General features: G+C 45.2%; 18 protein-coding genes. 3 read left to right on the top strand and 15 right to left on the bottom strand.

Annotation, left to right across the window (positions count from 1 at the left end; genetic code table 11):
- Positions 1-601 precede the first annotated feature (601 nt).
- The gene (locus BLP57_RS17975; RefSeq protein ID WP_021653094.1) at positions 602-793 is read right to left on the bottom strand and encodes a hypothetical protein; all 192 of its coding nucleotides are present in this window, start codon (positions 791-793) and stop codon (positions 602-604) included.
- Between the two features lie 1,480 nt (positions 794-2,273).
- A complete protein-coding gene (locus tag BLP57_RS04640) occupies positions 2,274-4,532 on the bottom strand; it encodes a hydratase (RefSeq protein ID WP_092069745.1) in 2,259 nt (752 codons plus the stop codon).
- 229 nt (positions 4,533-4,761) lie between these two features.
- Between BLP57_RS04640 and BLP57_RS04635 the strand changes: the two genes are divergently transcribed.
- Positions 4,762-5,028 (top strand): hypothetical protein, encoded by a 267-nt coding sequence (locus BLP57_RS04635; protein WP_015526267.1) that lies wholly within the window; start codon positions 4,762-4,764, stop codon positions 5,026-5,028.
- 518 nt (positions 5,029-5,546) lie between these two features.
- Here the strand turns inward: BLP57_RS04635 and BLP57_RS04630 are convergent.
- The 5 genes from BLP57_RS04630 to BLP57_RS04610 all read right to left on the bottom strand — a co-directional run bounded on the left by BLP57_RS04630 (position 5,547) and on the right by BLP57_RS04610 (position 11,613).
- Entirely contained in the window at positions 5,547-6,146 is a 600-nt protein-coding gene (locus tag BLP57_RS04630) for a hypothetical protein (protein ID WP_022427348.1), read from the bottom strand.
- Positions 6,147-6,295: 149 nt separating this feature from the next.
- Entirely contained in the window at positions 6,296-7,684 is a 1,389-nt protein-coding gene (locus BLP57_RS04625) for a UDP-N-acetylmuramoyl-tripeptide--D-alanyl-D-alanine ligase (RefSeq protein ID WP_092069742.1), read from the bottom strand.
- Between the two features lie 64 nt (positions 7,685-7,748).
- Complete coding sequence (locus tag BLP57_RS04620; RefSeq protein ID WP_044961514.1) at positions 7,749-8,789, bottom strand: D-alanine--D-alanine ligase family protein; 1,041 nt, start codon at positions 8,787-8,789, stop codon at positions 7,749-7,751.
- Positions 8,790-8,856: 67 nt separating this feature from the next.
- Positions 8,857-10,257, bottom strand: a complete 1,401-nt coding sequence (locus tag BLP57_RS04615; protein ID WP_092069739.1) for a L,D-transpeptidase family protein — start codon at positions 10,255-10,257, stop codon at positions 8,857-8,859.
- Positions 10,258-10,329: 72 nt separating this feature from the next.
- A complete protein-coding gene (locus tag BLP57_RS04610; RefSeq protein ID WP_021651427.1) occupies positions 10,330-11,613 on the bottom strand; it encodes a hypothetical protein in 1,284 nt (427 codons plus the stop codon).
- A 393-nt stretch (positions 11,614-12,006) separates the two neighbouring features.
- Between BLP57_RS04610 and BLP57_RS04605 the strand changes: the two genes are divergently transcribed.
- Together BLP57_RS04605 and BLP57_RS04600 are read left to right on the top strand one after the other, a co-directional pair.
- A complete protein-coding gene (locus BLP57_RS04605) occupies positions 12,007-12,870 on the top strand; it encodes a class I SAM-dependent methyltransferase (RefSeq protein WP_092069884.1) in 864 nt (287 codons plus the stop codon).
- A gap of 507 nt (positions 12,871-13,377) precedes the next feature.
- The gene (locus BLP57_RS04600; protein WP_015526276.1) at positions 13,378-13,566 is read left to right on the top strand and encodes a hypothetical protein; all 189 of its coding nucleotides are present in this window, start codon (positions 13,378-13,380) and stop codon (positions 13,564-13,566) included.
- A gap of 375 nt (positions 13,567-13,941) precedes the next feature.
- Here BLP57_RS04600 and BLP57_RS04590 read toward each other — a convergent pair whose 3' ends face one another.
- The 8 genes from BLP57_RS04590 to pstB all read right to left on the bottom strand — a co-directional run bounded on the left by BLP57_RS04590 (position 13,942) and on the right by pstB (position 23,409).
- A complete protein-coding gene (locus tag BLP57_RS04590) occupies positions 13,942-15,390 on the bottom strand; it encodes a uracil-xanthine permease family protein (protein WP_022426900.1) in 1,449 nt (482 codons plus the stop codon).
- Between the two features lie 206 nt (positions 15,391-15,596).
- A complete protein-coding gene (locus BLP57_RS04585; RefSeq protein ID WP_021652466.1) occupies positions 15,597-16,973 on the bottom strand; it encodes a radical SAM protein in 1,377 nt (458 codons plus the stop codon).
- Between the two features lie 56 nt (positions 16,974-17,029).
- Positions 17,030-17,584 carry an HdeD family acid-resistance protein gene (locus tag BLP57_RS04580; RefSeq protein ID WP_015526279.1) on the bottom strand — a complete coding sequence of 185 codons (555 nt, stop codon included), beginning with the start codon at positions 17,582-17,584 and terminating at the stop codon, positions 17,030-17,032.
- Positions 17,585-17,793: 209 nt separating this feature from the next.
- Positions 17,794-18,345 carry a TetR/AcrR family transcriptional regulator C-terminal domain-containing protein gene (locus BLP57_RS04575; RefSeq protein ID WP_092069733.1) on the bottom strand — a complete coding sequence of 184 codons (552 nt, stop codon included), beginning with the start codon at positions 18,343-18,345 and terminating at the stop codon, positions 17,794-17,796.
- Positions 18,346-18,500: 155 nt separating this feature from the next.
- Complete coding sequence (locus BLP57_RS04570) at positions 18,501-19,829, bottom strand: hemolysin family protein (protein WP_242872553.1); 1,329 nt, start codon at positions 19,827-19,829, stop codon at positions 18,501-18,503.
- Positions 19,830-20,091: 262 nt separating this feature from the next.
- A complete protein-coding gene (locus tag BLP57_RS04565) occupies positions 20,092-21,774 on the bottom strand; it encodes a sensor histidine kinase (RefSeq protein WP_330389337.1) in 1,683 nt (560 codons plus the stop codon).
- Between the two features lie 188 nt (positions 21,775-21,962).
- A complete protein-coding gene (gene phoU, locus BLP57_RS04560) occupies positions 21,963-22,646 on the bottom strand; it encodes a phosphate signaling complex protein PhoU (RefSeq protein WP_059086668.1) in 684 nt (227 codons plus the stop codon).
- A gap of 4 nt (positions 22,647-22,650) precedes the next feature.
- Positions 22,651-23,409, bottom strand: a complete 759-nt coding sequence (pstB, locus tag BLP57_RS04555; protein WP_015526284.1) for a phosphate ABC transporter ATP-binding protein PstB — start codon at positions 23,407-23,409, stop codon at positions 22,651-22,653.
- Positions 23,410-23,418: the final 9 nt, after the last annotated feature.

Genomic DNA, 23,418 nt, shown 5'->3' with positions numbered 1-23,418 from the left:
AACTGATGATGTTTTTGATGGCAACTGATAAATATAACTGTTCGGAAAATCTCTGATCGAAAATTTTGCTCTCTGCTCGGATCATATTATTTTATCCAGAGTTTTTCGGAACGGTTATATACTTAATATATGCAATCTTATATACACAACGAGACGGTCATCACTTTTTTTACTTTTACAGTTTCCAAAAATGATGACCGTCTCAACACTCTTCGTTATTCAATTTTTCTTCCTCTTCGTTCTTTCGAATAAAGTTTTCTTGTTATACTTATTATACTTATCAATCGAAATCTTTGATTTTATATACTTTATAAAATAATTTCGATTCTCTTTATTCAATTTTGAAATTTTTCTTTTTCAGATTCTCTCTTCTTTTTTATTTCCTGCTCATAAACGACTGATATATGTAAGTATATCTCTTCGATTATTTAGAAAGTTTTATAGATCAGAAATCATTTTTTACGATGTTTGATTTCCTGTTTATCTGAAGAATTTCGGTGGTTATACTTTTTCCTGTTCACTAAACAATTCTGGACTTAACTTCTTAAATTCAAAACCATTTGTCATCTCTGTACTTTGCGATCTGCTGATTCAAATCGACCTATTGGGATTTTCTCCTCTGCAGTTCTTTAAAGTATCCTGGAAAAAAGTTCCTGCCCGATTCTTCTATTTTTAATATCCTCTCAGATATTCTTCTGATGCAAAGCTTCAATCCATATCCTAATGGTTCTGATATGCATTTCAAAGTATCGTTCTCATCTTCACGTTTGTTCTTGGAATCTCTTCTTTCCAACGAACCGGTGAGTTGAGGGTTTTACTCTTTCGGGAAATATTTCTTTACATATTTCCTGAAATCTTTGTATCAGGTGTGTGACAGTTGTTCAATATGAGTTACCGATTCTATATTACCTGAAATACTGATTTCCTTTTGTTTCTGATTTCTTAAAATATAAGTAAGATTTAAGAGGATCTTATTTATATTTCATAAAAGAAACTTCTGTTTTCTTAAGGTGTATCATATGTGATCTGTATCAGGTCTTTCTTGCAGGAAATCCGGTTCCTGTCACTCTCATATTGATGATGGTGTTTGTTTATGTTCCCACTGGAATCACCTTTTCCTTTCTTCATCCTTCATGTGCATCTATGCTATGAATTGAATGATTTTCTTTTTTGTTTTTCTCTTGTTGTTTTTGATGGTCTTATAATAACATCGTTGCGGGTATTTGTCAATACATTTTTGTGTTTTTATGCTATTATTTTTATTTATTTGTTTTGTTATGTGTTTATATTTTATAATTTGTTTGTATTTTTTATTATTTTCTGTTAATTTATGCTATTGTGAAGTTGTGAAGAACGGGATGGTATGTTGCAAACGGACGGTCGGGAAGGACGGGAGGGGCGGGTGAGGCTTCGGAGGTCTAGTGCTTCTAAGGCTGCAGGGATTCTGCTAAAACCGCTGAAAAAATCCCAGAACTCGCTAACGCTCAAACAGCTGGGATTTTTCCAGCAACGCAGCCTCCCCGCGGCCTAAGAAGTACTACGACTCCTGCAGAGTCACCCACCCCTCCCGTCCTTCCCGCCCTGACTTTCGAACATGGAAAGTTAGTTAGAAAAGTTTCTGTGTGACTGTATTGGCCCTGCAAACATTGCAATGTTTGTACTTTACAATGTTTGCAGGGGATTGAGATAAACTTTATTCGAAAGAACGAAGAAGAAGAAAAATTGAATAACGAAGAGTGTTGAGACGGTCATCATCTGTTGAGCCTTTCTTGATATTTTTACCGGGGCTGGGATTTGTCTCTGGGAATGTCAGCGTGAGGTGTCCTGTGGAGAGCAGGGGCTTCGGAGTGAGCCTTTGGTCATACTTGGCGTCTGAGGTGACCTGTGGAAAGGTATTCTGCGGATACAGGCCGCAGAATAAGGCCCATCTGTCTGAGCCAGGTACGCATCAGCGTACATGGCGAGTTATGGGCCGGCCTTTTCACAGGTTGCCTCAGACGCTTAGTATGACCAGGCGAAACGACAGCCCCTGCTCCCCACAGGACACCTCACGCGTCCGCATCGTCCACATCCCATAACCAAATATCCATAACCTTAATAATGTCCCACAACCACACTCCAAAAACAAAAAAGCAGACCGGCAACCTCGATCAAAACGGTCACCAGTCTGCAAAACAAGACGGAAATTCTTAAATTACTACATTCCGCTCTGCAGCATATTCATGAACACAGCTCCAACGCCTTCACGCTCTATATGTGTTCAATCCCTGCATCTATTTACGATTATAATTGATCAGACAACCCTTAAGGATGATCTCTCTCTCATCATCTGTCAGCTCACCCAGAGTTACATCGAACTCCTTCAGAGCGTCACCTTCAACAGTATATCCCTTGATCACGTCTGCTTTTTCCTCAACCGCCTTGCGGATTCCCGGGAAGAACAGATAATCACCGTTCTTGAACGGAAGATTTCCGGACGGGATCAGGAATGGAAGCATACCCCAATTGATCAGATTGGAACGATACCTCTTGGTTGCATACTCATTGGCAATGTTTGCCCAGCCGCCAAGTACCTTCTGGCAGGATGCAGCCTGCTCTCTGGCAGAGCCATCGCCCGGTTTCACTGCAAAAATGGTACTTCCTACGCCAAGGTTGGTCTTATCTACATCCGGATAAGTCTTGTTGATGGTTTTAATAACCGGTTTCAGTTCCGGAACAGCCTCTGCCGGGCAGTTACCTGCCTGGATCGCCTTCTGTGCTGCCTGGATCTCTTTTGCACGGCCAACATAAGCCGGATCCTTTCTGGACAGTGTAAACTCTGCAAGTCCAAGCGGATTGGAACGGTAGGAGGATGTCTCACCGGACGGGATCAGCTCGTCAGTGGTAGTAACCGGATCGTGGATCTCGGAAACAACCTTCAGAATCAGGTTGTCTGCAAGTGCAGCCATCTCCGGCCAGTCTTTGATATTCGGTCCAAACTGGATCTCTACGCTTGGATCTGCCACGCCCTTGCTGTCAAATACACGGTTCTCGTAGATAGACTTATCGAAGTAGTATTTATGCTCGGAATAGCTTCCGTCAAACTCCTCTGCTGAGGTAAGGAATCCCTTGTTTGCTGCTGTAGCTGCAATGGAACGTGCATCCATAAGTGCAACCGAAGAGATCTGACCGTTCTGGATCTTGGAGCCTTCACGGTTCGGGAAGTTTCTGGTTGTATGACGGATACTGAATGCATTGTTTGCAGGTGTATCTCCGGCACCGAAGCACGGGCCGCAGAATGCAGTTTTCACAACTGCGCCTGTTCCGATCAGTTCTGCAAGAACACCATTCTTAGCCAGTTCCATGTAGATTGGAGTACTTGCCGGATATACACTTAAGGTGAAGGCATCATGGCCGATATTTTTGCCCTTGAGGATATCTGCTGCAGCGCAGATATTCTCGAATCCACCGCCTGCACAGCCGGCGATGATTCCCTGCTCAACATAAAGCTTGCCATCAACTACCTTGTCTCTCAATGTGAACGGAATCTTTCCGTCAAGACTTACCTGTGCTCTCTTCTCCACATCTGCAAGGATATCGTCAAGGTTTGCCTTCAGCTCATCGATGGTGTAGGTGTTACTTGGGTGGAACGGCATTGCGATCATTGGTTTGATCTCACTGAGGTCGATCTCTACACAGCCGTCATAGTATGCAACGTTGCCCGGTTTCAGTTCTTTATAATCCTCCGGTCTTCCGTGGATCGCATAGAATTCCTCGATCTTCGCATCTGTCTGCCAGATGGAGGAAAGACATGTGGTTTCTGTTGTCATAACATCAACACCGATACGGAAATCTGCGCTTAAGCTGGCAACGCCTGGTCCAACGAACTCCATAACCTTATTCTTCACATAGCCGTTGGCAAAAACCTCGCCGATGATGGCAAGCGCAACATCCTGCGGTCCTACACCCGGACGTGGAGCACCTTTCAGATAAATAGCAACTACTCCTGGCATATTAATATCGTATGTCTGGCAGAGAAGCTGTTTTACAAGCTCCGGTCCGCCCTCTCCCATAGCCATGGTTCCAAGTGCTCCGTATCTTGTATGACTGTCGGAACCGAGGATCATCTTTCCGCCGCCTGCAAGCATTTCTCTTGCAAACTGATGGATAACTGCCTGATGAGGCGGTACATAAACTCCGCCGTACTTTTTGGCACAGGTGAGACCAAACATGTGGTCATCTTCATTGATGGTTCCGCCTACTGCACAGAGGGAGTTATGGCAGTTGGTCAGTACATATGGTACCGGGAACTTCTCAAGTCCTGAAGCTCTTGCAGTCTGGATGATTCCCACAAATGTGATATCATGGGAAGTCAGTTTATCGAATTTGATCTGAAGTTTCTCCATGTTATCGGATTTATTATGAGCCTTGAGAATAGAATATGCGATGGTATTCTTAGCAGCCTCTTCTTTCGCTACAGGCAGATCAGCCTGGTTCTCGGGAATGATTTCCTGTCCGTTCTGAAGATAAACGCCGGTATCGTAAAGTTTCATTTCGGTTCCTCCAATCTGTAATGATTCTTTTTTTTTCATAATTTCGTTTATTATAGAGGATTTTTACACATTAGTCAATAAAAGTGAGCACACCTGGTGCATTGTTTTGTGTACAAGCGTTATTGTCCTGTGCTTTACTTTCCCTGCAAAATCCGCTATACTGAAGACCATATCGGACGGATATTCATATTCTGCCGGTTGTGGCAGTTTCAATACGGAGGTACTGTTTATGTTTCGTTTATGGGGAAAAATATGGAAAGACAATCGCATGCTTCAGGACACCGTTGTCTGTGATGACAGCGATGATACCAGAACCCACAAGATCTTTCACGGACTTGAGGAAATCTGTTATCAGATGGATCTGGGAAATCCTATCTGGCTGGATGCCACAGTGCGGGATTTCAAAAAGCATGATAAGGCCCGCTTTTATCAGGATAATTTCATTGAACATATTGAGTTCGACTACCTGGAGATCCAGGTGATCGAGGAAGACTGAGTAACATATAAAAGGACGCAGGAAAGCCACGAATGCTTATCCTGCGTTCTCTTTTTTCAGAAATCCCCAATCTGGGAGGTATATTTCAGAAGATCATGCTTACTGCCTTTAATGAAGTTTATGCTCTCAGCCAGAAAAAAACGTAACGCTCCGTATGGCAGCTTACATGGTTGCGATCAAGAGGATCACCACAGCCGGCAAGCTCCGTGGCGGCCCGATCTCCATGGGTTGATAAGGTATAGCTGATAAATTCCTTATCTTACACAACTGCATACATAAAAAACTCTCCGGCGGATACAGAGAATCGTATCTGCCGGAGAGTTTTTTATAAGTATATATTTCGTCAATCGGATATCCTAAAGTCCCCCCGCTGCTTATTGCTTTTCGCAATTGAAGCAGGGGACTTACCTGATTCAGTTAATCTTCAGCATTTCCAAAAATCACTGCATCCGGTTCCCTTATTCCGGGATACCTTTGTGTACATTTCTGTATTTTCTCAAATATACCGGGATATGTTTTTACTCTGCATTCATAAACTCCCGTATGATCTCCCGCATGATTTCTTCCTCCTCCGGAGAAAGCATCTTGCTGAAGTGGCTTCCGGTAGCAGCCGTCTGACGGATACTTCTGGTGATCTTATCTACGATTTCTTCCTGCAGAACAGGATCCGGCTTTTCTGCGACCGGTACTTCCTCCACCCAGGTACGGACCTGTTCCACATAATCTGCAAGAGAAGCCATCACAAGCTCTTCCTTATAAGAAAAGTCCAATGCCTGACGAAGAAGAAGCAGTACTACCGGCACTGCCGCCCCTATATAGAGATAAAGCATAGACAATCCTTCCCTGTATCCCAGTCTGCTGTTGAGAAAAACAGACAGTCCCAGAAGAAATGTACAAAACAGTGACGGATACCACACAAATCGGTTCATCCGATGCCAGAGCCTGTCCCTTGATTTCCACAGGTTCAGCCATTTTTCTTTGAGATTCTGTAATCGCTGCGTATTTCGGATCATTCTTCGGTAGGTAAGGTTTGTTGCCAGCATCCCCAGACCGCCGATACATCCCATGGATGTCATGACGTAAAGCGGGATGTTCAGCTTCATGATCATCTCCAGCATAAGCCCTCCCTTTTTCACTGCCGCACAGTGCCTGAGCGTGCTTTTGTTCTATAGCCGCACTGCTCATCGCCTTAGGAATATTATACTTCTATATAACTTAACTGGAAAGAATTTTCGTTCGCCAAATGCTGCCCCTGTTTTCGGTCTTTTTACATTTCCTGCAGTGCTTTGACTACATTTTCAAATTTCATGAAGTGAGAAGCTTTTACGAGGATGGTATCTCCAGGTTTCACATATGTGTTCAGGTTCTTAAGAAGGCTTTCCAGATCTTTTTCCCGGATGACTGTCAGGTCTGGATTGGTCTGAGATGCCTTTTCCGCGATATGGGCTGCAAGTGGTCCTACGCAGATGCATGCATCGATCCTGCACTGACCTGCATGAACGCCTACACCTTCATGAAGTGCAGCTTCATCCGTTCCTAGCTCACCCATATCGCCAAGGATAGCAACCTTTCTTCCAAGTCCGTCCTGAAGAACATCCAGGGAAGCCTTCATGGACATGGGATTTGCGTTGTAGCAGTCATCTACGATCATGAATTTATCGGTCTCGATCATATTGAATCTTCCGCTGACCGGTTCCAGGCTTTCGATGCCATTTTTGATCTGCTCTGCATTCAGTCCGTAAAGTCTGCCCACAGCTGCTGCTGCCAGTGCATTGGATACCATATGACGTCCCGGCATTGGAATATCTACATGAAATGTCTGGAGCTCTCCGTTCTCTGCCATTTTTCCTTTCAGACAGATGTCACAGCTCATTCCCTTCAGGCCACGGCTTTCCACATTTTCACAGGTAACAGAAGCATTTTCTCCGTTTCCGAAAAATACCGGCTGCATGCTGTTGTATTCCTTTACTGTGGAAAGCTTATCATCATCACCGTTAAGTACGATATTTCTCTTCACATACTGAAAAATCTCTGTTTTTGCCTTCAGGACGCCGTCTCTGTCCCCAAGGTTTTCCAGATGGCAGGTTCCGATGTTTGTGATCACGCAGGTGTCCGGTTTTGCGATCTTTGCAAGACGGGTCATCTCACCGAAATCACTGATTCCCATTTCCAGAACTGCGATCTCATCTTCATCACGAAGGCGGAATACTGTCAGTGGAAGTCCCAGCTCATTGTTGAAATTTCCCTGGGTTTTCAGTGTACGGTATTTTTCCTTCAGCACAGAGGCGATCACCTCTTTTGTGCTGGTCTTTCCAACGCTTCCTGTGATTCCCACAACCGGAATATCAAGCTGCTCCAGATAAAACTCCGCAATGTCTTTTACTGCCTGAAGGGAGGAGCCTACCTGGATATACGGATGATCCGACCCTTCAAGAGTTCTCTCGGATAAGGTCGCGAGTGCACCTGCTTCCATTACCTGCGGGATAAAACGGTGAGCATCCACACGCTCTCCTACTACTGGTACAAAAAGACCTCCTTTTTCCACCTTACGGCTGTCCGTTGTGATCGCAGTCACTTCCTCCTGAAGTTTTTCCTGCGGGCCGTGGTAAATACCATTGCAGACTTTTGTGATATTTTCCAATGTAAGATTTTTCATGAATAAAATCCTTTCTTTTGCCAGAAACTCCTCCTGTCAACAGGAGGAGTTACGGTCAGATATTTTATTTGCTGTATTTCTTAAAAGAAATGCGGATCAGTTCTTCACAGAGGTCCGGATAGTCGATTCCCAGGACCTTTGCTTCCTGAGGGATCAGACTGGTGGGTGTCATTCCCGGAAGTGTGTTTGCCTCCAGGCAGTACATATCACCGTTTTCTTTCATCATGAAGTCAAAACGTGCATAGCCCTCAATGCAGAGAGCCTTTGCACCAGCTTCCGCATAATGCTGCATCTTCTCAGTCAGTTCCGGTGAGATCTCAGCCGGACAGGTTTCTACTGTGGAGCCTGCCTGATATTTGTTCTTGTAATCATAAAAGCCCTGCTTCGGTGCGATCTCGATGATCGGATAAGCCTTTCCGTCTACAACTGCAACGGAAAACTCACGACCCCTGATATACTCTTCAACAACTACCTCATCTTCATAAGAATAAGCACCATCAATGGCATCCTCATATTCTTTCTGGTTGTTTACAATATAAACACCTACGCTGGAACCACCGCAGCATGTTTTTACAACAACAGGAAATTCCATACCAAGATCATGGATGTTTCTTGTACAGTTTTCTTTCAACATGGAAACGCCCTTCGGTGTCGGTACCTGATCCATGAGAAAGATCTTCTTGGTGAGGCCCTTATCCATAGCAAGGGCACTGCTTAAATATCCGGTTCCTGTGTAACGGATCCCCAGAAGATCGAAGGTTGCCTGAACCTTTCCATCCTCTCCGTTGGAACCGTGAAGTCCCATAAATACAATGTCTGCTGCCTGACACAATTCCAGTACATTCGGTCCGAAAAAGCTTCTTCTTGTGCGTTTGATCTCTTCGATATCATCATCGAAGCTTCTCATATACTCTGCCGCAGAATCTACCTCATAATCTTTATCTCCAAAGGGCTCATCCCAGTCCACCGGCTCCAGTCCGCAGAAAATATCTACAAGAATGGCATTATGGCCTTTTTTACGAAGTGCCTTGCAGACACCGGTTCCTGTTACGATGGAGATCTCTCTTTCTGTACTGGTTCCGCCTGCCAATACAACGATATTCATACTTTCATCTCCCTTGATGATCTTGTGTTTTCTTTTTTCGTATTCTTTTAATATTTCTTTTAATCTCTTATTCATAAACTACGATTGGTACTCCTACACTAATATTATTATAAATGATTGCCGCCTTATCCTTCGGGGTGTTTACACAGCCATGAGAACCATTTGTGATATAGATCTGCCCGCCATACTGTGAACGCCAGCTTGCGTCATGGATTCCGACTCCTCCGGAAAACGGCATCCAGTATGTAACCGGTGATGCATATCCAGGTCCCTTCAAAACTGCCGGTGAACGCATGGCATCCAGTGCAAAGCATCCGGTCGGTGTGGAATGGCCCTTTCGGACACAGCCGGTAACTACCGGTGTATCTACCAGAAGCTGTCCGTCTTTATAGAATACCATTCTCTGGTTGGTCAGGTCAATCTCTACATATGTATTTCCGATATCATTGGTATCTCTGCAAAGTCCGCTGTAAGCATACGCCGGCTGTCTCACTTCTGTAGTTCCTGCAAGAATGGCATTATAAAGCCATTCAGTCTCTGCGGTCTGATCGATAGCCCATCCGTAATCACCGCCTTTAATGGTTTTCTGGCGGCCATCGTAGGTGGTAAATGTCCTCGTGCAGCCAAAGGTATCATATTTATATCCCAGGCTGTTCACATAAGCTGCAACCTGATCTTTATTTACTATATAATCTCCGTTTGCGTCCCTGACCAGCCAGTCTTTGATGGTATTTCGGTCAAGCTGTTCCGACCGGTCCGAAAAATCATAGGTGATCACGCAGCTGGTAAGCTTGTTCATCTGGTCACAATCTTTTTTCAGAGCTTCATCGTCTTTATATATCGATGGTTTTTTGTAGCAGTTTTTCTTTTCCAGACTAACTGTTTTGTCTCCTGCGGAAACAGCTGCACGGATCACCTTCTGAACCTTTTTTGTATCCAGGGTCGTTCCTTCTTTTTCCGGCTGGATCTCGTAGGTTTCGCCATTATCCTTAATGCATGCGTCTGCAGGCTTTTCCATATTGTCCTTCTGCATGCATTTCAGATTCTTCACAGCCTCTGTCAGCTTGTTCTGATCTTCATAAGCAGTATCCGTTGCCAGTGTATATTTTTTCTTCTGATTAAAAGCAAGGAACCATTTGTACCGGGCCTGTTTCTTGATCAGCTTTTTGGCTCCGCCACCCGGCTTGTAGACCAGTCCGGCTTCTTTTGCGGTAATGCTCTCTTTTCCGTTGTTTCTTGTATCAACGGTAAGAACATATGCCTGCACTTTCTTTGCAAGAAGCTTTTCTGTTTCATCTGCAGTTTTATAGGAGCAGTTAAAACCATTCACCTGAGATCCCGGCAAAAAATGATCTGTAAAATAGTGTACACCATATCCATAAGCCCCTGCTGTAAGGATCAGCAGGATCATGATCAGTGCAATGACCAACTTTTTGCCTGTTTTCATTTTTTCTTTTTCCTCATCCATGAGCTCTCTCCAATAGTTATGACTGCCCGGTATTACGCATGCTGAAATACCGGGCAGTCTGATGTGATCGATTTATTTCTCCAGAAGTTTTTCCACACTTACAAGCTTCACACAGAGAACAAATACCTCTGCTGCCTTGCCAAGCTCCTCAACGCTTGGGTAGCTTGGTGCAATACGGATATTGCTGTCTTTCGGGTCCTTTCCATATGGATAGGTTGCGCCCGCTCCAGTCATAACAACGCCTGCTTCTTTTGCTTTGGCAACGATGGCTTTCGCACAGCCTTCCATAGAATCAAAGGAAATGAAATATCCGCCGTGAGGTTTGGTCCACTCACCGATTCCAAGTCCGTTAAGCTCTTTATCCAGTGTTGCGAGAACAAGCTCGAATTTCGGACGAAGGATGTCTGCGTGTTTCTTCATATGCTCATGCAGTCCGTTGATATCTTTGAAGAAACGAACGTGACGAAGCTGGTTCAGTTTGTCGTGTCCGATGGTCTGTACAGTCATGTATTTGCGGAAGTCATCCAGGTTCGCCTTGGATGCAGCAACTGCTGCGATACCGGAACCAGGGAAGCTTACCTTGGAGGTAGAAGTAAATTTATAAACAATGTCCGGATTTCCTGCTTTCGCACACTCATCAAGGATCTCAAGAAGGAAATCCTGATTGTCATCATAAAGATGATGGATGCTGTAAGCGTTATCCCAGTAAATACGGAAGTCCGGTGCAGCCGGCTTCAGATGCGCAAAACGCTTAACTGTTTCTTCGGAATAGGTGTAGCCCTGCGGATTGGAATATTTCGGAACACACCAGATTCCTTTTACTGCCGGATCTTCATTGACATATTTCTCAACCATGTCCATATCCGGGCCTTCCGGAGACATCGGAATGTTGATCATCTCAATGCCGAAAAATTCTGTGATACGGAAATGACGGTCGTATCCTGGTACAGGACAGAGGAATTTCACCTTGTCAAGCTTGCACCATGGTGTATTTCCCATTACTCCGTGGGAATAGGAACGTGCAATGGTATCGAACATTACGTTCAGACTGGAGTTACCATAGATGATGATGTTCTCTGGCTCTACCTCTGACATCTCACCGAGAAGTCTCTTGGCTTCCGGGATTCCGTCGATGACTCCATAGTTACGGCAGTCCACACCGGTCTCACATTTCAGATCTGCATCCCCTGCAAGTACTTCCATCATTTTCATGGAAAGATCAAGCTGATCCGGTGCAGGTTTACCACGGGACATATCCAGTGCCAGACCTTCGGCTTTGATCTCGTCGAACTCACGGTCGAGTTCTTTCTTTAAATCGAGTAGCTCTTCCCTGCTCATCTCACAATATTTTTTCATAAGTTTGCTTCTCCTCTTTTTGTGCACAGTTTCATATCTGCGGTTGCTGTGTTTCTTCTGTTAACGATTTCTGTCTGTCAGGAATTCTCTGCAAAATCTCTTCCGCAAAAAACAGCCACAGTTTCACGGAAGCGGGAAGCCTCTGCCCCGGCAGAAAATCTCTGCGTACATTTTAGTATGTAAAAGCGCTGTTGTCAAATCTTTCGTGGAAAATCCTGCACTTCTCTTGCACAGCATCCATTTTTCCTCTATACTGGAAAAAACATTATTATGGCGTTTTTATGGATTCATGTCCCGGTCAGCCGGATCTGGTACAGTAATCTCCGGAAATGCTATATAAAAATGCTATATATATCTTATAAATTTACTATTATGAAAGAGGTATTGATCATCATGTGGATTGCAGATGGATGGAAAGAATATGAAGTTATTGATACATCAAAAGGAGAAAAGCTGGAGCGCTGGGGGGATTATCTTCTGGTTCGTCCGGACCCGCAGGTAATCTGGGATACTCCCCGCAAAAACCGTGGCTGGAAGCATATGAACGGACATTATCACAGAAGCAGCCGTGGCGGCGGTGAGTGGGAGTTCTTTGATCTGCCTCATCAGTGGGAGCTTCATTACAAGGACCTTACTTTTAATCTGAAGCCTTTCAGCTTCAAGCATACAGGACTTTTCCCGGAGCAGGCTGTGAACTGGGACTGGTTCGGTGAAAAGATCCGCAATGCGGGACGCCCGATCAAGGTCTTAAATCTTTTTGCCTATACCGGCGGCGCTACTCTGGCTGCAGCTGCTGCCGGCGCTTCCGTTACTCACGTGGACGCTTCCAAGGGTATGGTGAACTGGGCAAAAGAGAATGCTGCTGCTTCCGGACTTTCCGGTGCGCCGATCCGCTGGCTTGTGGATGACTGCGTGAAGTTCGTAGAGCGTGAGATCCGCAGAGGAAATCATTATGATGCGATCATTATGGACCCGCCTTCTTACGGCCGCGGACCTAAGGGCGAGATCTGGAAGATCGAGGATGCGATCCATCCGCTGATCAAGCTTTGTACGAAGATCCTCAGTGATGATCCGCTGTTTTTCCTGGTAAATTCCTATACTACAGGACTTGCTCCTGCTGTTCTGACTTATATGCTTGCCACCGAACTGAAGCCCTGGAAGGGTAATGTAGAGTCACAGGAGATCGGACTTCCTGTAACAGAAAGTGGTCTGGTTCTTCCTTGCGGAGCTTCCGGACGGTGGAGCTCCTCCCGGTAGGATAGGGATGTTGTGGCATCCTTATTAGCTGGCACTTTTTTTGCTGTTGCGAACTGCTGTGAGTTGGATTTTTTCCTTTCTAGGGGACACTTTGGCGTGGGCAGGTTTGCGAGAAGGGGAAGCACTCGGAGTTAGCGAAGGCCGTCTCCCCTTCTCGCGCTCTTCCCCTCCTGGCCACGCCGCTGTTCTGCGTTGTGGAATGTGATTCTGTATTGGCGGGATGATGGATTCTACTGTGTTGGATGTGAAGCGTTGTGCCGATTTTTATCCTTACTATTCAATGGTAATATTCCGCGAGGTGTTTTTTGTGAGCGAAGGTCACAGAAAACCCGAGACATACCACGCGAATTTATACGATCAGTATAAATTCTGTGCATCGCAAAGCGTATTACTGAAAACGGAGTGAACAGTAACTTTTTATCAGGTATCTTTTTGTATTTTCTGATTATTTGTATTGAAACGCTTTTTTGATAGGTCTATAATATAGAAAAAAGGAGCGTGATCTTTATGAGTACGGAAACTACGAAGGATACTCTTCCTTTTACCTGCACGCCGGCTTATGACCGGGATGCCTGTAAGGGATGTGTCTGTTCTACCTGCTATGAACAGGAATTTTGTGACCGGTGCAGCTCCTGTGTAGAGCAGGGACATCGGAAAGAACGATGCAATGCTTATGAGGGAGCCTACAATTACTAACAAAAAAAAGGATCTGAAAAAGGCAGAACTATTTGTAAAATCTCGCCTTTTACAGATCCTTTTTATTATTACCCACCACCCAACAGAGCGGCACAGCCTCCCCTTCTCGACACCCCCGAATCCCGCACCCTGTCAGAACATTCACGCCCACAACAACGCCGAACAGCGGCGTGGCCAGGAGGGGAAGAGCGCGAGAAGGGGAGACGGCCTTCGCAACTCCGAGTGCTTCCCCTTCTCGCAAATTACCGCCTTCCAAAAGGCCGAACCTTTATCCTAAAAATAAAAAAATAAAAACATATAAAAAAAGAGACCGTCAGACCAATAAAGTCCAACAGTCTCAAAAAAGAAAAAAAATCTTTTTATTCTTACACTTTCTTATTTATTCTTAACTTTTTCAAGCATCTCCTCAGCTCTCTCAATCTCACTCTTCTCATCCTTCGGAAGAACAATATTAAGAATAATCGCAAATACCGCTGCCGGAACAATACCGGAACCGCCGAAGATCAGGCTGATCGCCTGTGGCAGATGCACCAGGATCGCTGTATTGGAGCCAAGTCCATAACCAAGACCAAGTGCTACGGAAACGATCGTAACATTTCTCGGTCCGATCGGCCACTTGGTAATTAACTGGATACCGCTGACAACAATAGATGAGAACATCATAACAGCAGCGCCGCCAAGAACACTCTGCGGCATGATGGAGATCAGTGCAGCAAGCTTCGGGAACAGTCCGCATGCGATCAGGAAGATTCCTCCTGTAGCGATACAGAAACGGTTTACAACCTTATTCATTGCAACCAGACCAACGTTCTGGCTGAAGGATGTGTTCGGAAGCACACCGAACAGTGCTGCGAAGGAAGATCCAAGTCCGTCACACATAACACCACCGGAAAGCTCTTTGTCTGTAGCCTCTCTTCCAAGACCACCCTCTGTGATTCCGGAAATATCACCAACTGTTTCAACTGCAGTTACAATAAACATGATCAGGATCGGCACGATCGCACGTGCGTCAAACACCCATTTTACAGGCATCAGTGCCGGTACCGCAAACCATTTTGCCTGAGCAACCTTGTCCCAGTTGAGAACCCAGGCCTTTGTAGCCTCCACAGTAGCACCTGTGTCATCTACATATGTAAATGTTGTAGGAAGTACCATAGCCATGATACTTACCAGAATGTATCCCACGATAATACCGATGAGGATTGAAGAAAAGCTTGTGAAGCCTTTTGTTCCATGCTTCAGTACAATGATCACGATCAGAACTACAAAGCCTACAAAAAGGTTTTCAAGAGAACCGTAATCCTTTGCGGAGCTTCCGCCACCGAAAGAGCTGATTCCCACACCGATCAGTGAAAGACCGATTGAAAGTACAACTGTACCTGTTACAACAGATGGGAAAAATTTTCTCAAGGGCTTCAGAAAGCTTCCCAGAACAGTCTCAAAAAGACCGCCGATAAAGCAGGCTGCCATGATCGAACCATAGGCAACGACACCATTTCCCATAACTCCGGCAACACTCTGACATACGCCGATGAAGCCTGAACTTGTTCCCATAACGATAGGAAGCTTGCCACCGACCGGTCCGATCGTAAAGACCTGTACAAGTGTAACAATTCCTGCGATCAGCATTGCATTCTGAAGTAATGCAACCTGAAGATCCCCTCCTGCTTCGATCCCGCAGGCTGCCGTGATGATCAGAAGCGGGGTAAGGTTACCCACAAACATGGCAAGCACGTGCTGCAGTCCAAGGGGAATTGCCACCTTAAGAGGTGGGCGTCCGTCCAGCTCATAAGGGCTGGCTGTGTTTTTCTCCTGTTTTTCCATAATGAATCCATCCTTTCTTTCCCTATGTCCTGACGATAACATAAAAAAGAAGGCAGTTATACCCACTGCTGAATATAACCGCCCTGTTATCTGTCAGTACACGTATCGTGTCTCTTCTGTTTCGACACTCTTATCTGAACTGTTATTTCAGACTCCTGAAAAACGGGTTCATTATACAGTATCCCAACATCTATATCAAGTGTTAATTAACAAGTTGTTGATTTTTTTGCAGCTTTTTTTGCCTGGCTCTCACTCCAGAGCTCATCGGCCTGTTTCTTCCATACCTCTGCATAGTGATCACATTTTGCACAGAGATGCTCTGCTGTTTCCGGAGACTGAAGATCTGTAGATTTCGCTCCTGCACGCTCAACCATCTTGCGGAGAAGCTCAGGATTTTCAAGCATCGGACATGGACGAAGCATGTTTTTGTTGAACGGCTGACCCTTGTGATACTCCATAAAAATCGGGCTCTTCAGCGCCTCAAGGAGTGTACATTCTTTAATGTTCGCATTGGAGAAATGAATGAATACGCAAGGATCCACGTCTCCGTTTGCATTGATATGGAGGTAACGACGGCCACCTGCGATACATCCGCCTACATACTCTGCATCGTTCTGGAAGTCCATAGTGAAGAGAGATTTTGTGGCACGGAATCTGCGGACGCTGTCGTACATTTTGATTCTCTGCTCCGGTGTGGGGAGGAGATCTGCTGCTGCATCATTTCCAACCGGCATATAGTGGAAGAACCATGCAAAATAAGCTCCGCACTCGATCAGATGATCAAAATACTCCTCACTGCTTACTGCATCTACGTTTGCGGATGTGTAGCATGTGGAAACACCGAACGGAAGGCCGTGGCTCTTCAGAAGCTCCATGGCGTGCATAACCTTCTGATATACACCATCACCACGACGTCCGTCTGTAGTTGCCTCTGTTCCCTCAAGGCTGATAGCCGGAACGAAGTTTTTCACACGGAGCATTTCCTGACAAAATTCTTCGTCAATAAGAGTTCCGTTTGTGAAGGAAAGGAACTCGCAGTCCGGATTCATCTCACAGATCTTAATGAGATCCTTTTTGCGGACCAGTGGCTCACCGCCTGTGTAGATGTACATATAGGTTCCCAGTTCTTTACCCTGTTTTACGATAGAATCGATGGTCTCAAGATCCAGGTTCAGCTTGTGGCCATACTCTGCTGCCCAGCATCCTGTGCAATGAAGGTTACATGCGCTGGTAGGATCAAGAAGAATTGCCCACGGTACATTGCAGTCATTCTCTTCTGATACCTTTTCCTGCGTTGCGCTTCCCTTAAGACTGGCATTTACAATAAAGTTGCGGAAAAATGTCTGGCGTACGCCGGCATCCAGCTGATACATACGAAGGATCAGCTGATACCAGTTGTCCTTTGCCTCGATGGAGTGACGGATCGCATTTCTCTGTCCTGCATACCAGCCATCCGGTGTTACTTTATCAACCATTTCCATGATCTTCGGTATGTTTGTCTCCGGATCCTTCTCAAGATAATCCAGTGCTTTTGTTACGGTAGCTGCGATCGCTGCCTGTTTTGCTTTGTCTACGATTCCCATACTCTATTTCCTCCTATGTTATTATCTAAAGTGATTGGTTATTTTTATGTTTATGTTTAAAGCCGACTCTTGATGATCTTGATCGTCAGGATCCCGACCCATAGATTGAGGATCCCTTCCAGTAAAATGGAAAATCCTACCAACACCATCATCATAGCTGCTGCTTCAAATGGTCTGATAAAAACCAGAACTCCGATCACTCCGGTGACCAGTGCGATCAGCAGGATCTGCCACCACAACGCCAGACCGAATCTCTTCGCATCTACAGACATCTGGATCTTAAACAGGGCATCTGCCAGGATCAGGATTCCGAACACGGAAAAAATAAGATCCACTGCGAAATTTTTTCTGGCTATCAGGATCACTCCCACTGCCATCAGCAGGATCCCGAAAGCCAGATCAAACTGAAATGCCAGACAGAAAGCATCTCTCGTGAAATATCCGCTGATCTTAATAGCTCCGTACAGAATCAGCATGATTCCCATGAGCACGCACAGCATTTTTACAGAGCTTTTGGGCCTTGCCATCAGAAAAATACCCAGCACACAGAACAGTAATGACATGACGATGTAGATGTTTTTTACAAGCTTCAGCTGTTTCAGGTCATCCATACGTTCCCTCCTTGATAATTTTTTCTCATTTATTGTACTGAATTATACATCCCTGTGTCGTTTAAAAAAACAGACAAAAAAGAGCCAGTGCCTAAATTTCAGACACCAGCTCAAAATTAACCGTTTCTATACCTTAATAAAATTCGAGGACATTCCTGTTCTACACTAAATGGATATTTTTAATCTTCATTTAGTTGAAATCATAGCTTTTATTTCAGATTTTTGTACTGACTCTCAAGGCTCTTCTCGTAAATATACTCCAGCTTATGCATATCTGACAGGATATCATAATCCATATCATGCCGTAGCCAGTCCAGGATCACTCCCACAAATACACATTTATAATACCGGCTTATAAGATGCCTATCTTCCTGATCCATTTCAAAGTCTCCGACCGCCCTGTTGATCAGCTCCTCCACCACACGCTCTGCGGCATGATCCAGATAATCGGCAAATACATCCCTCTGGATCGAGCGGTACAGATGTATCATGGCTTTTTTGTTCTTCTGAACTGCGTTGACAAGGATTTCCATACAGTCGCTGACTGATTCCGGTACTTTCTGATCCTTCAGAATGTCATTCAGCTCTTCCTTTACCATTGCTTCCACTGCATCCGGAATATCTCTGAAATGGTAGTAAAATGTATTCCTGTTTACTCCACAGCGTTCCACAATGTCCTTTACCGTAATCTTGGACAATGGTTTTTCGTTCATAAGTTCCGTCAGTGTATGCAGTATGATCTGTCTTGTAAAACCTGGCATTTTCTCTCCCCCATCACAAGCTTTCCTCGGGTTATTTCCTTATTATGTCATAAAAATAACATACTTTCAAGCAACAACATGTTCGAAAATGTCCATAAATCCCCGGAGATCTTTCTCCCGATAACTGTCCCATGACCTGGTTGAACAAGGTTTTGTCAGATCTCTTCTTTCTGTTCCTGCACTTTTTTCTCTGGCTGAACATGAACGATTCCCTCCACAACGGTATGGTTTCTGACCTGATTTACCACAATATCCAGGTTTTTCCAGCTGCATCGGAACTGTTCTCCGTCCTCCGGTACACGTTCCAGAACTCCGCAGACAAAGCCGCTGAAAGTATCATATTTTTCTACAGGAAGCTCCACATTTATGACCTCTGCCACATCATCCAGGATCGCTCCTCCCTGTATTTTCCAGATATGTTCTCCTGTCTTCTCAATATCATCCGGCTTCGGCAGATCTGTCCTGTCGTCAATATCTCCCACCAGCGTCTCCACAAGATCATGCAGAGTGACAATTCCTACAAAGCAGCCATATTCATCCAACACTACTGCAAAATAATCCCGTTTTTCCCTCATTTCCCGGAAGATCAGGTTGGCACGCATGGATTCCGGTACAAAAAACGGCGAATAACAGGCATGATGCAGAACAGCTTCTCTGGATCTGTCATCCAGGCGGAAATAATCTCTGGTGTCCAGAATATGGATAATATCATCTTGGTCTTCCCCGCATACCGGATAAAAGGTGTGACGGTTCTCTCTGATGATCCGTTCCCATTCCTCATCAGAGTCTTCCATATAGAGGACAACCACATCTCTTCTGTGTGTACAGATCTCATCTGCCGCAGTATCATCCAGGTCAAAAACATTCTGGATCATCTCGCTTTCTTCCTGCTGGATGCTGCCCTGTTCATTTCCCTCTGTAAGCAGCATACGGATCTCTTCCTCTGTGGCCTGCTCCTCTTTTTCTTCCGGTTTGATTCCCATCAGATACAGCACACCATTGGCAGTTACTGTCAGAAGTGCAGTAGCCGGCCAGACTGCGATCATCGCGATCTTAAGAAGTCCTGCCAGACGCAGAGACAGCTCATCCGGATTTTTCATTCCCAGACGTCTTGGCACCAGTTCTCCGAACAGAAGACTTACATAGGAAAGCAGTATGGTCACAATGATCATGCATACGATCTTCAGAACATTCTGTGGTACATCTATCCCTGACCTTATCAGTGCCTCTGTCATCGGCTGTGCAAAATATTCTGCCGCAAAAGCGCTCTGCAGAAATCCTGCCGTAGTTACCGTTACACGGATCGCTGTCATAAAATGTGCCGGCTGTTCTGTAAGCTTTATCAAAATCTGCGCCCGGTGATCTCCCTCTTCTGCCAGCTCCTTCATCTTCGCTTCATTCATGGACAGAACCGCCATTTCCGCACCTGCGAAAACAGAATTCAGAAAGATCAGGAACACCAGTAAAACAATTGCCTGTATCATATTTTTATTCCCCTCAGTATAGTCGTCCGGAATTATCCCGAACCAATTATAATACAGAAAGCGGACCGTTATCATCCGCTTTCCTGTTGCTTACTCTGATTATTATTACATAAGATAGCATAACCCTTCCGGTCTGTCAAACCATCAACCTCCAACCAGCAATATACTATGATATAAAAAGCAGCAGATACATACAACAGAACGGCCTTTCATCTTCCACTCTGCTGCATGCCTATGAACATCATCGCTGCACGACCTATGTTCACTCTGCTGCTTCCTTTTCCATATGATGTTTCGGAAATTCCATAATGATCTCGGTTCCCTGTCCCGGTTCACTGTTAAGCCACAGCCTGCCGTTCAGAGTTTTTACCCCGTGCTTCACAATAGAAAGGCCAAGGCCGGTTCCGCCGATTTCCTTGGAATGGCTTTTGTCCACCCGATAAAAGCGTTCAAAAATGCGTTCCTGATCTTCCTTCGGAATACCGATCCCTGTATCCCGCACATTCACGCGAACTGCATCCTCGCCATCCTTCAGTCTCACAAAGACCTCTCCACCCCGGCGGTTATATTTGACAGCATTATCGCAGACATTATAGAGAACCTCTTCCATGATCGTCGGCACTGTATCCAGCACTGTACTTCCGCCTTCCATATACATATGCACTTCCTGCTTTTCGGCAGCTTCATGTAAGGTAGAAAAAATATCATGAGTCAGACTGTAAAGATCCAGTTTTTCCCACTGATACGGCAATCCGCCTTCATCCAGACGGGAGATCCGGATCACATCTCCAACCAGACGGATCAGTCTCTGCGCTTCCTTATAGATGCGTCCTGCAAAAACCTTCACATCCTCATCCTTCACAAATCCGTCCTGCATGATCTCAGCAAATCCGGAAATGGAAGTCAGCGGCGTTTTCAGTTCATGGGAAACATTGGCGGAAAATTCTCTTCGCAGCTGTTCCCTTTCTACTTTTTCGGTCACATCCACCAGAAGGATCACCGCACCCTCTGTCTTATTTTCTCTTGTGACAGGATTGGCGATCACCTGAATCTCACTGCCATCCAGACGAAGGATCTTGTTCTCATGCTTTCCTTCAAGGACCTGCCCAACGACACCTCGAAACTCCTCCGAGCGGTTCAGAAGATATACACTTTCTCCTGTTTTGATCTCCTTTACTTTAAGAAGCTTTCCCACACTGGAGTTGACAGAAAGTACCATGGTATAACGGTCGATCACAAGAAGTCCCTCCTGCATGTTCTCCGTGATAATAGAAAATTCTTTCTGCTGTCTTCTGGCTGCCTCAAGCTGCAGACGGATCTGCCGGCTCTGTCTGCCGATCTTGCTAAGAAGCGGCTGTACCTCATCATAGGCATCATTCTCATCCGGATGCTCCAGATCAAGCCCATTAAGAGGTTCCACAACCTTCCCGGAAAGCCTGGATGCAAATACGCCGGACAGGAGCAGCATAAGTATCAGAACTGCAGCAAAAGGCGGAAGCAGCTGCAGGAGCAGCATCCATACAGAAGCCTGGTTACTGGAAACTCTCAGCACATTGCCATTTTCAAGGCGTACTGCATAATACATTGTTTTTTCGGAAAGCGTGGATGACATTCTTTCATCCGCACCTTCTCCGTTGATCTCTGCTTCACGGATCTCCTTGCGATGTCCGTGATTATCCATGCTTTCCACATTTGCCTCATTGTCGTAGATAACTTTTCCACTTTCATCCACATAAGTGATCCTGGAATCCTCATCATTCAGCTTCTTCAGATAATCTGTCCCGGCACTTTCCACACCTCTGGAAATATACACGGCTTCTTTCTTCAGCTCACCCATCAGCTGTCCCTGAAAATAGTGATAAAGGATCCCCACGACAAATGCCAGTCCCAGTACTGTGATCAGTGATGAAACCAGCATGATATACTTAAATATTTTTTTACTCAAAGCTCAGCCCTTTCCTTTCTCCGAAATCTATATAGCATTTTACAAAAGCAATGTAAAAATAATTATCCGGAAAAAGTTAAATCCTTGTAAATTTCATCACATTATAAAAAGTGCTGTGATATCCTTTCAATACCACAGCACTTTTTTTTGCAATAATGCAACTCTTTGCAATCTGCTCTTACTTATTTCTATTCCTCAACAAAATAGTTATCTGTATGACTGGAACCGCTTCTGTGGTTTCCTGTGATGGAATATTCCACCCACTCTGCAATGTTCACAGCGTGATCACCGATACGCTCGAAATATTTTGCAGCCATAAGGATATCCAGACCGATGTTTGCATCCGGCTTTCCGTTATTCAGGACCTCGGCCAGCTTTTCCTTAATATCATTGAAGGCATCGTCCACCTTATCATCATCGTCAATAACCTTTCTGCAAAGCTCAAGATCACCCTTTACAAAGGCATCGATGCTTTCTGTAACCATCCGGACAGTATCCTCTGCCATCTTCCGGATATTAATGATATCTCCGGTAACTGCTTTGTCCTCGATATGCTTGGACAGATCCGCAATATCTGCTGCCTGATCACCGATGCGTTCCATATCGGAGATCATCTTCAGCGCTGCGGAAATGGATCGCAGATCTCCGGCTACCGGATGCTCATGAAGAAGAAGCTTCATGCAGAGATTTTCAATCTCTTTTTCCTGTGCATCGATCTCTTTTTCCGTCTCAAAGATCTTGCCAATGAGAGTCATCCCGCCTTCACCCTGAATAGCTTTGGCAGAAAGTGAAATTGCTTTTTCGCAGAGACTTCCCATGGTGATCAGTTCCACGTGAAGCTCTTCCAGCTGTCTTACAAAACGTTCTGACATAATATCAACCAAACCTTCCTGTAATATAATCCTCTGTACGCTTATCTGCCGGCATGGAGAACAGCTTGTCTGTATCCGCAAATTCCACAACCTCACCAAGAAGGAAAAATGCTGTCTTGTCGGAGATACGGGTTGCCTGCTGCATGTTATGTGTGACCATAACAATGGTGTAATCCTTTTTAAGCTCTACTGCCAGATCCTCGATCTTGGAAGTGGAGATCGGGTCCAGGGCAGATGTGGGCTCATCCATAAGAAGCACCTCCGGCTGTACTGCCAGGGCGCGGGCAATACAGAGACGCTGCTGCTGTCCGCCTGACATTCCAAGAGCACTTTTTTTCAGGCGGTCCTTGACCTCATCCCAGATTGCCGCATCACGGAGAGATTTTTCCACGATCTCATCCAGCTTTGCCTTGGAACGGATACCGTGTGTTCTCGGACCGTATGCAATATTATCATAGATGCTCATTGGGAACGGATTGGGCTTCTGGAATACCATACCCACACGTTTACGCAGAAGATTCACGTCCATATCTCCGTAAATATCTTCCCCGTCAAGCTCTACCTTTCCTGTGATGGTACAGCCTTCCACAAGGTCATTCATACGGTTTAAAGATTTCAGAAGTGTGGATTTACCGCAGCCGCTTGGTCCGATAAATGCTGTGATCTCCTTTTCCGGGATCTCCATATTGATTCCCTTCAGGGCATGAAAGCTTCCGTAATGAAGATTCATATTGTCAATTGAAATTTTTGTATTTTCACTCATGATCGATCA

This window comes from Blautia sp. SF-50, from assembly GCF_900101315.1.
GTDB lineage: Bacteria > Bacillota > Clostridia > Lachnospirales > Lachnospiraceae > Blautia_A > Blautia_A fusiformis.
Note: the sequence above shows the minus strand (reverse complement) of the source record. Positions and strands in the feature narration are given on the sequence as shown.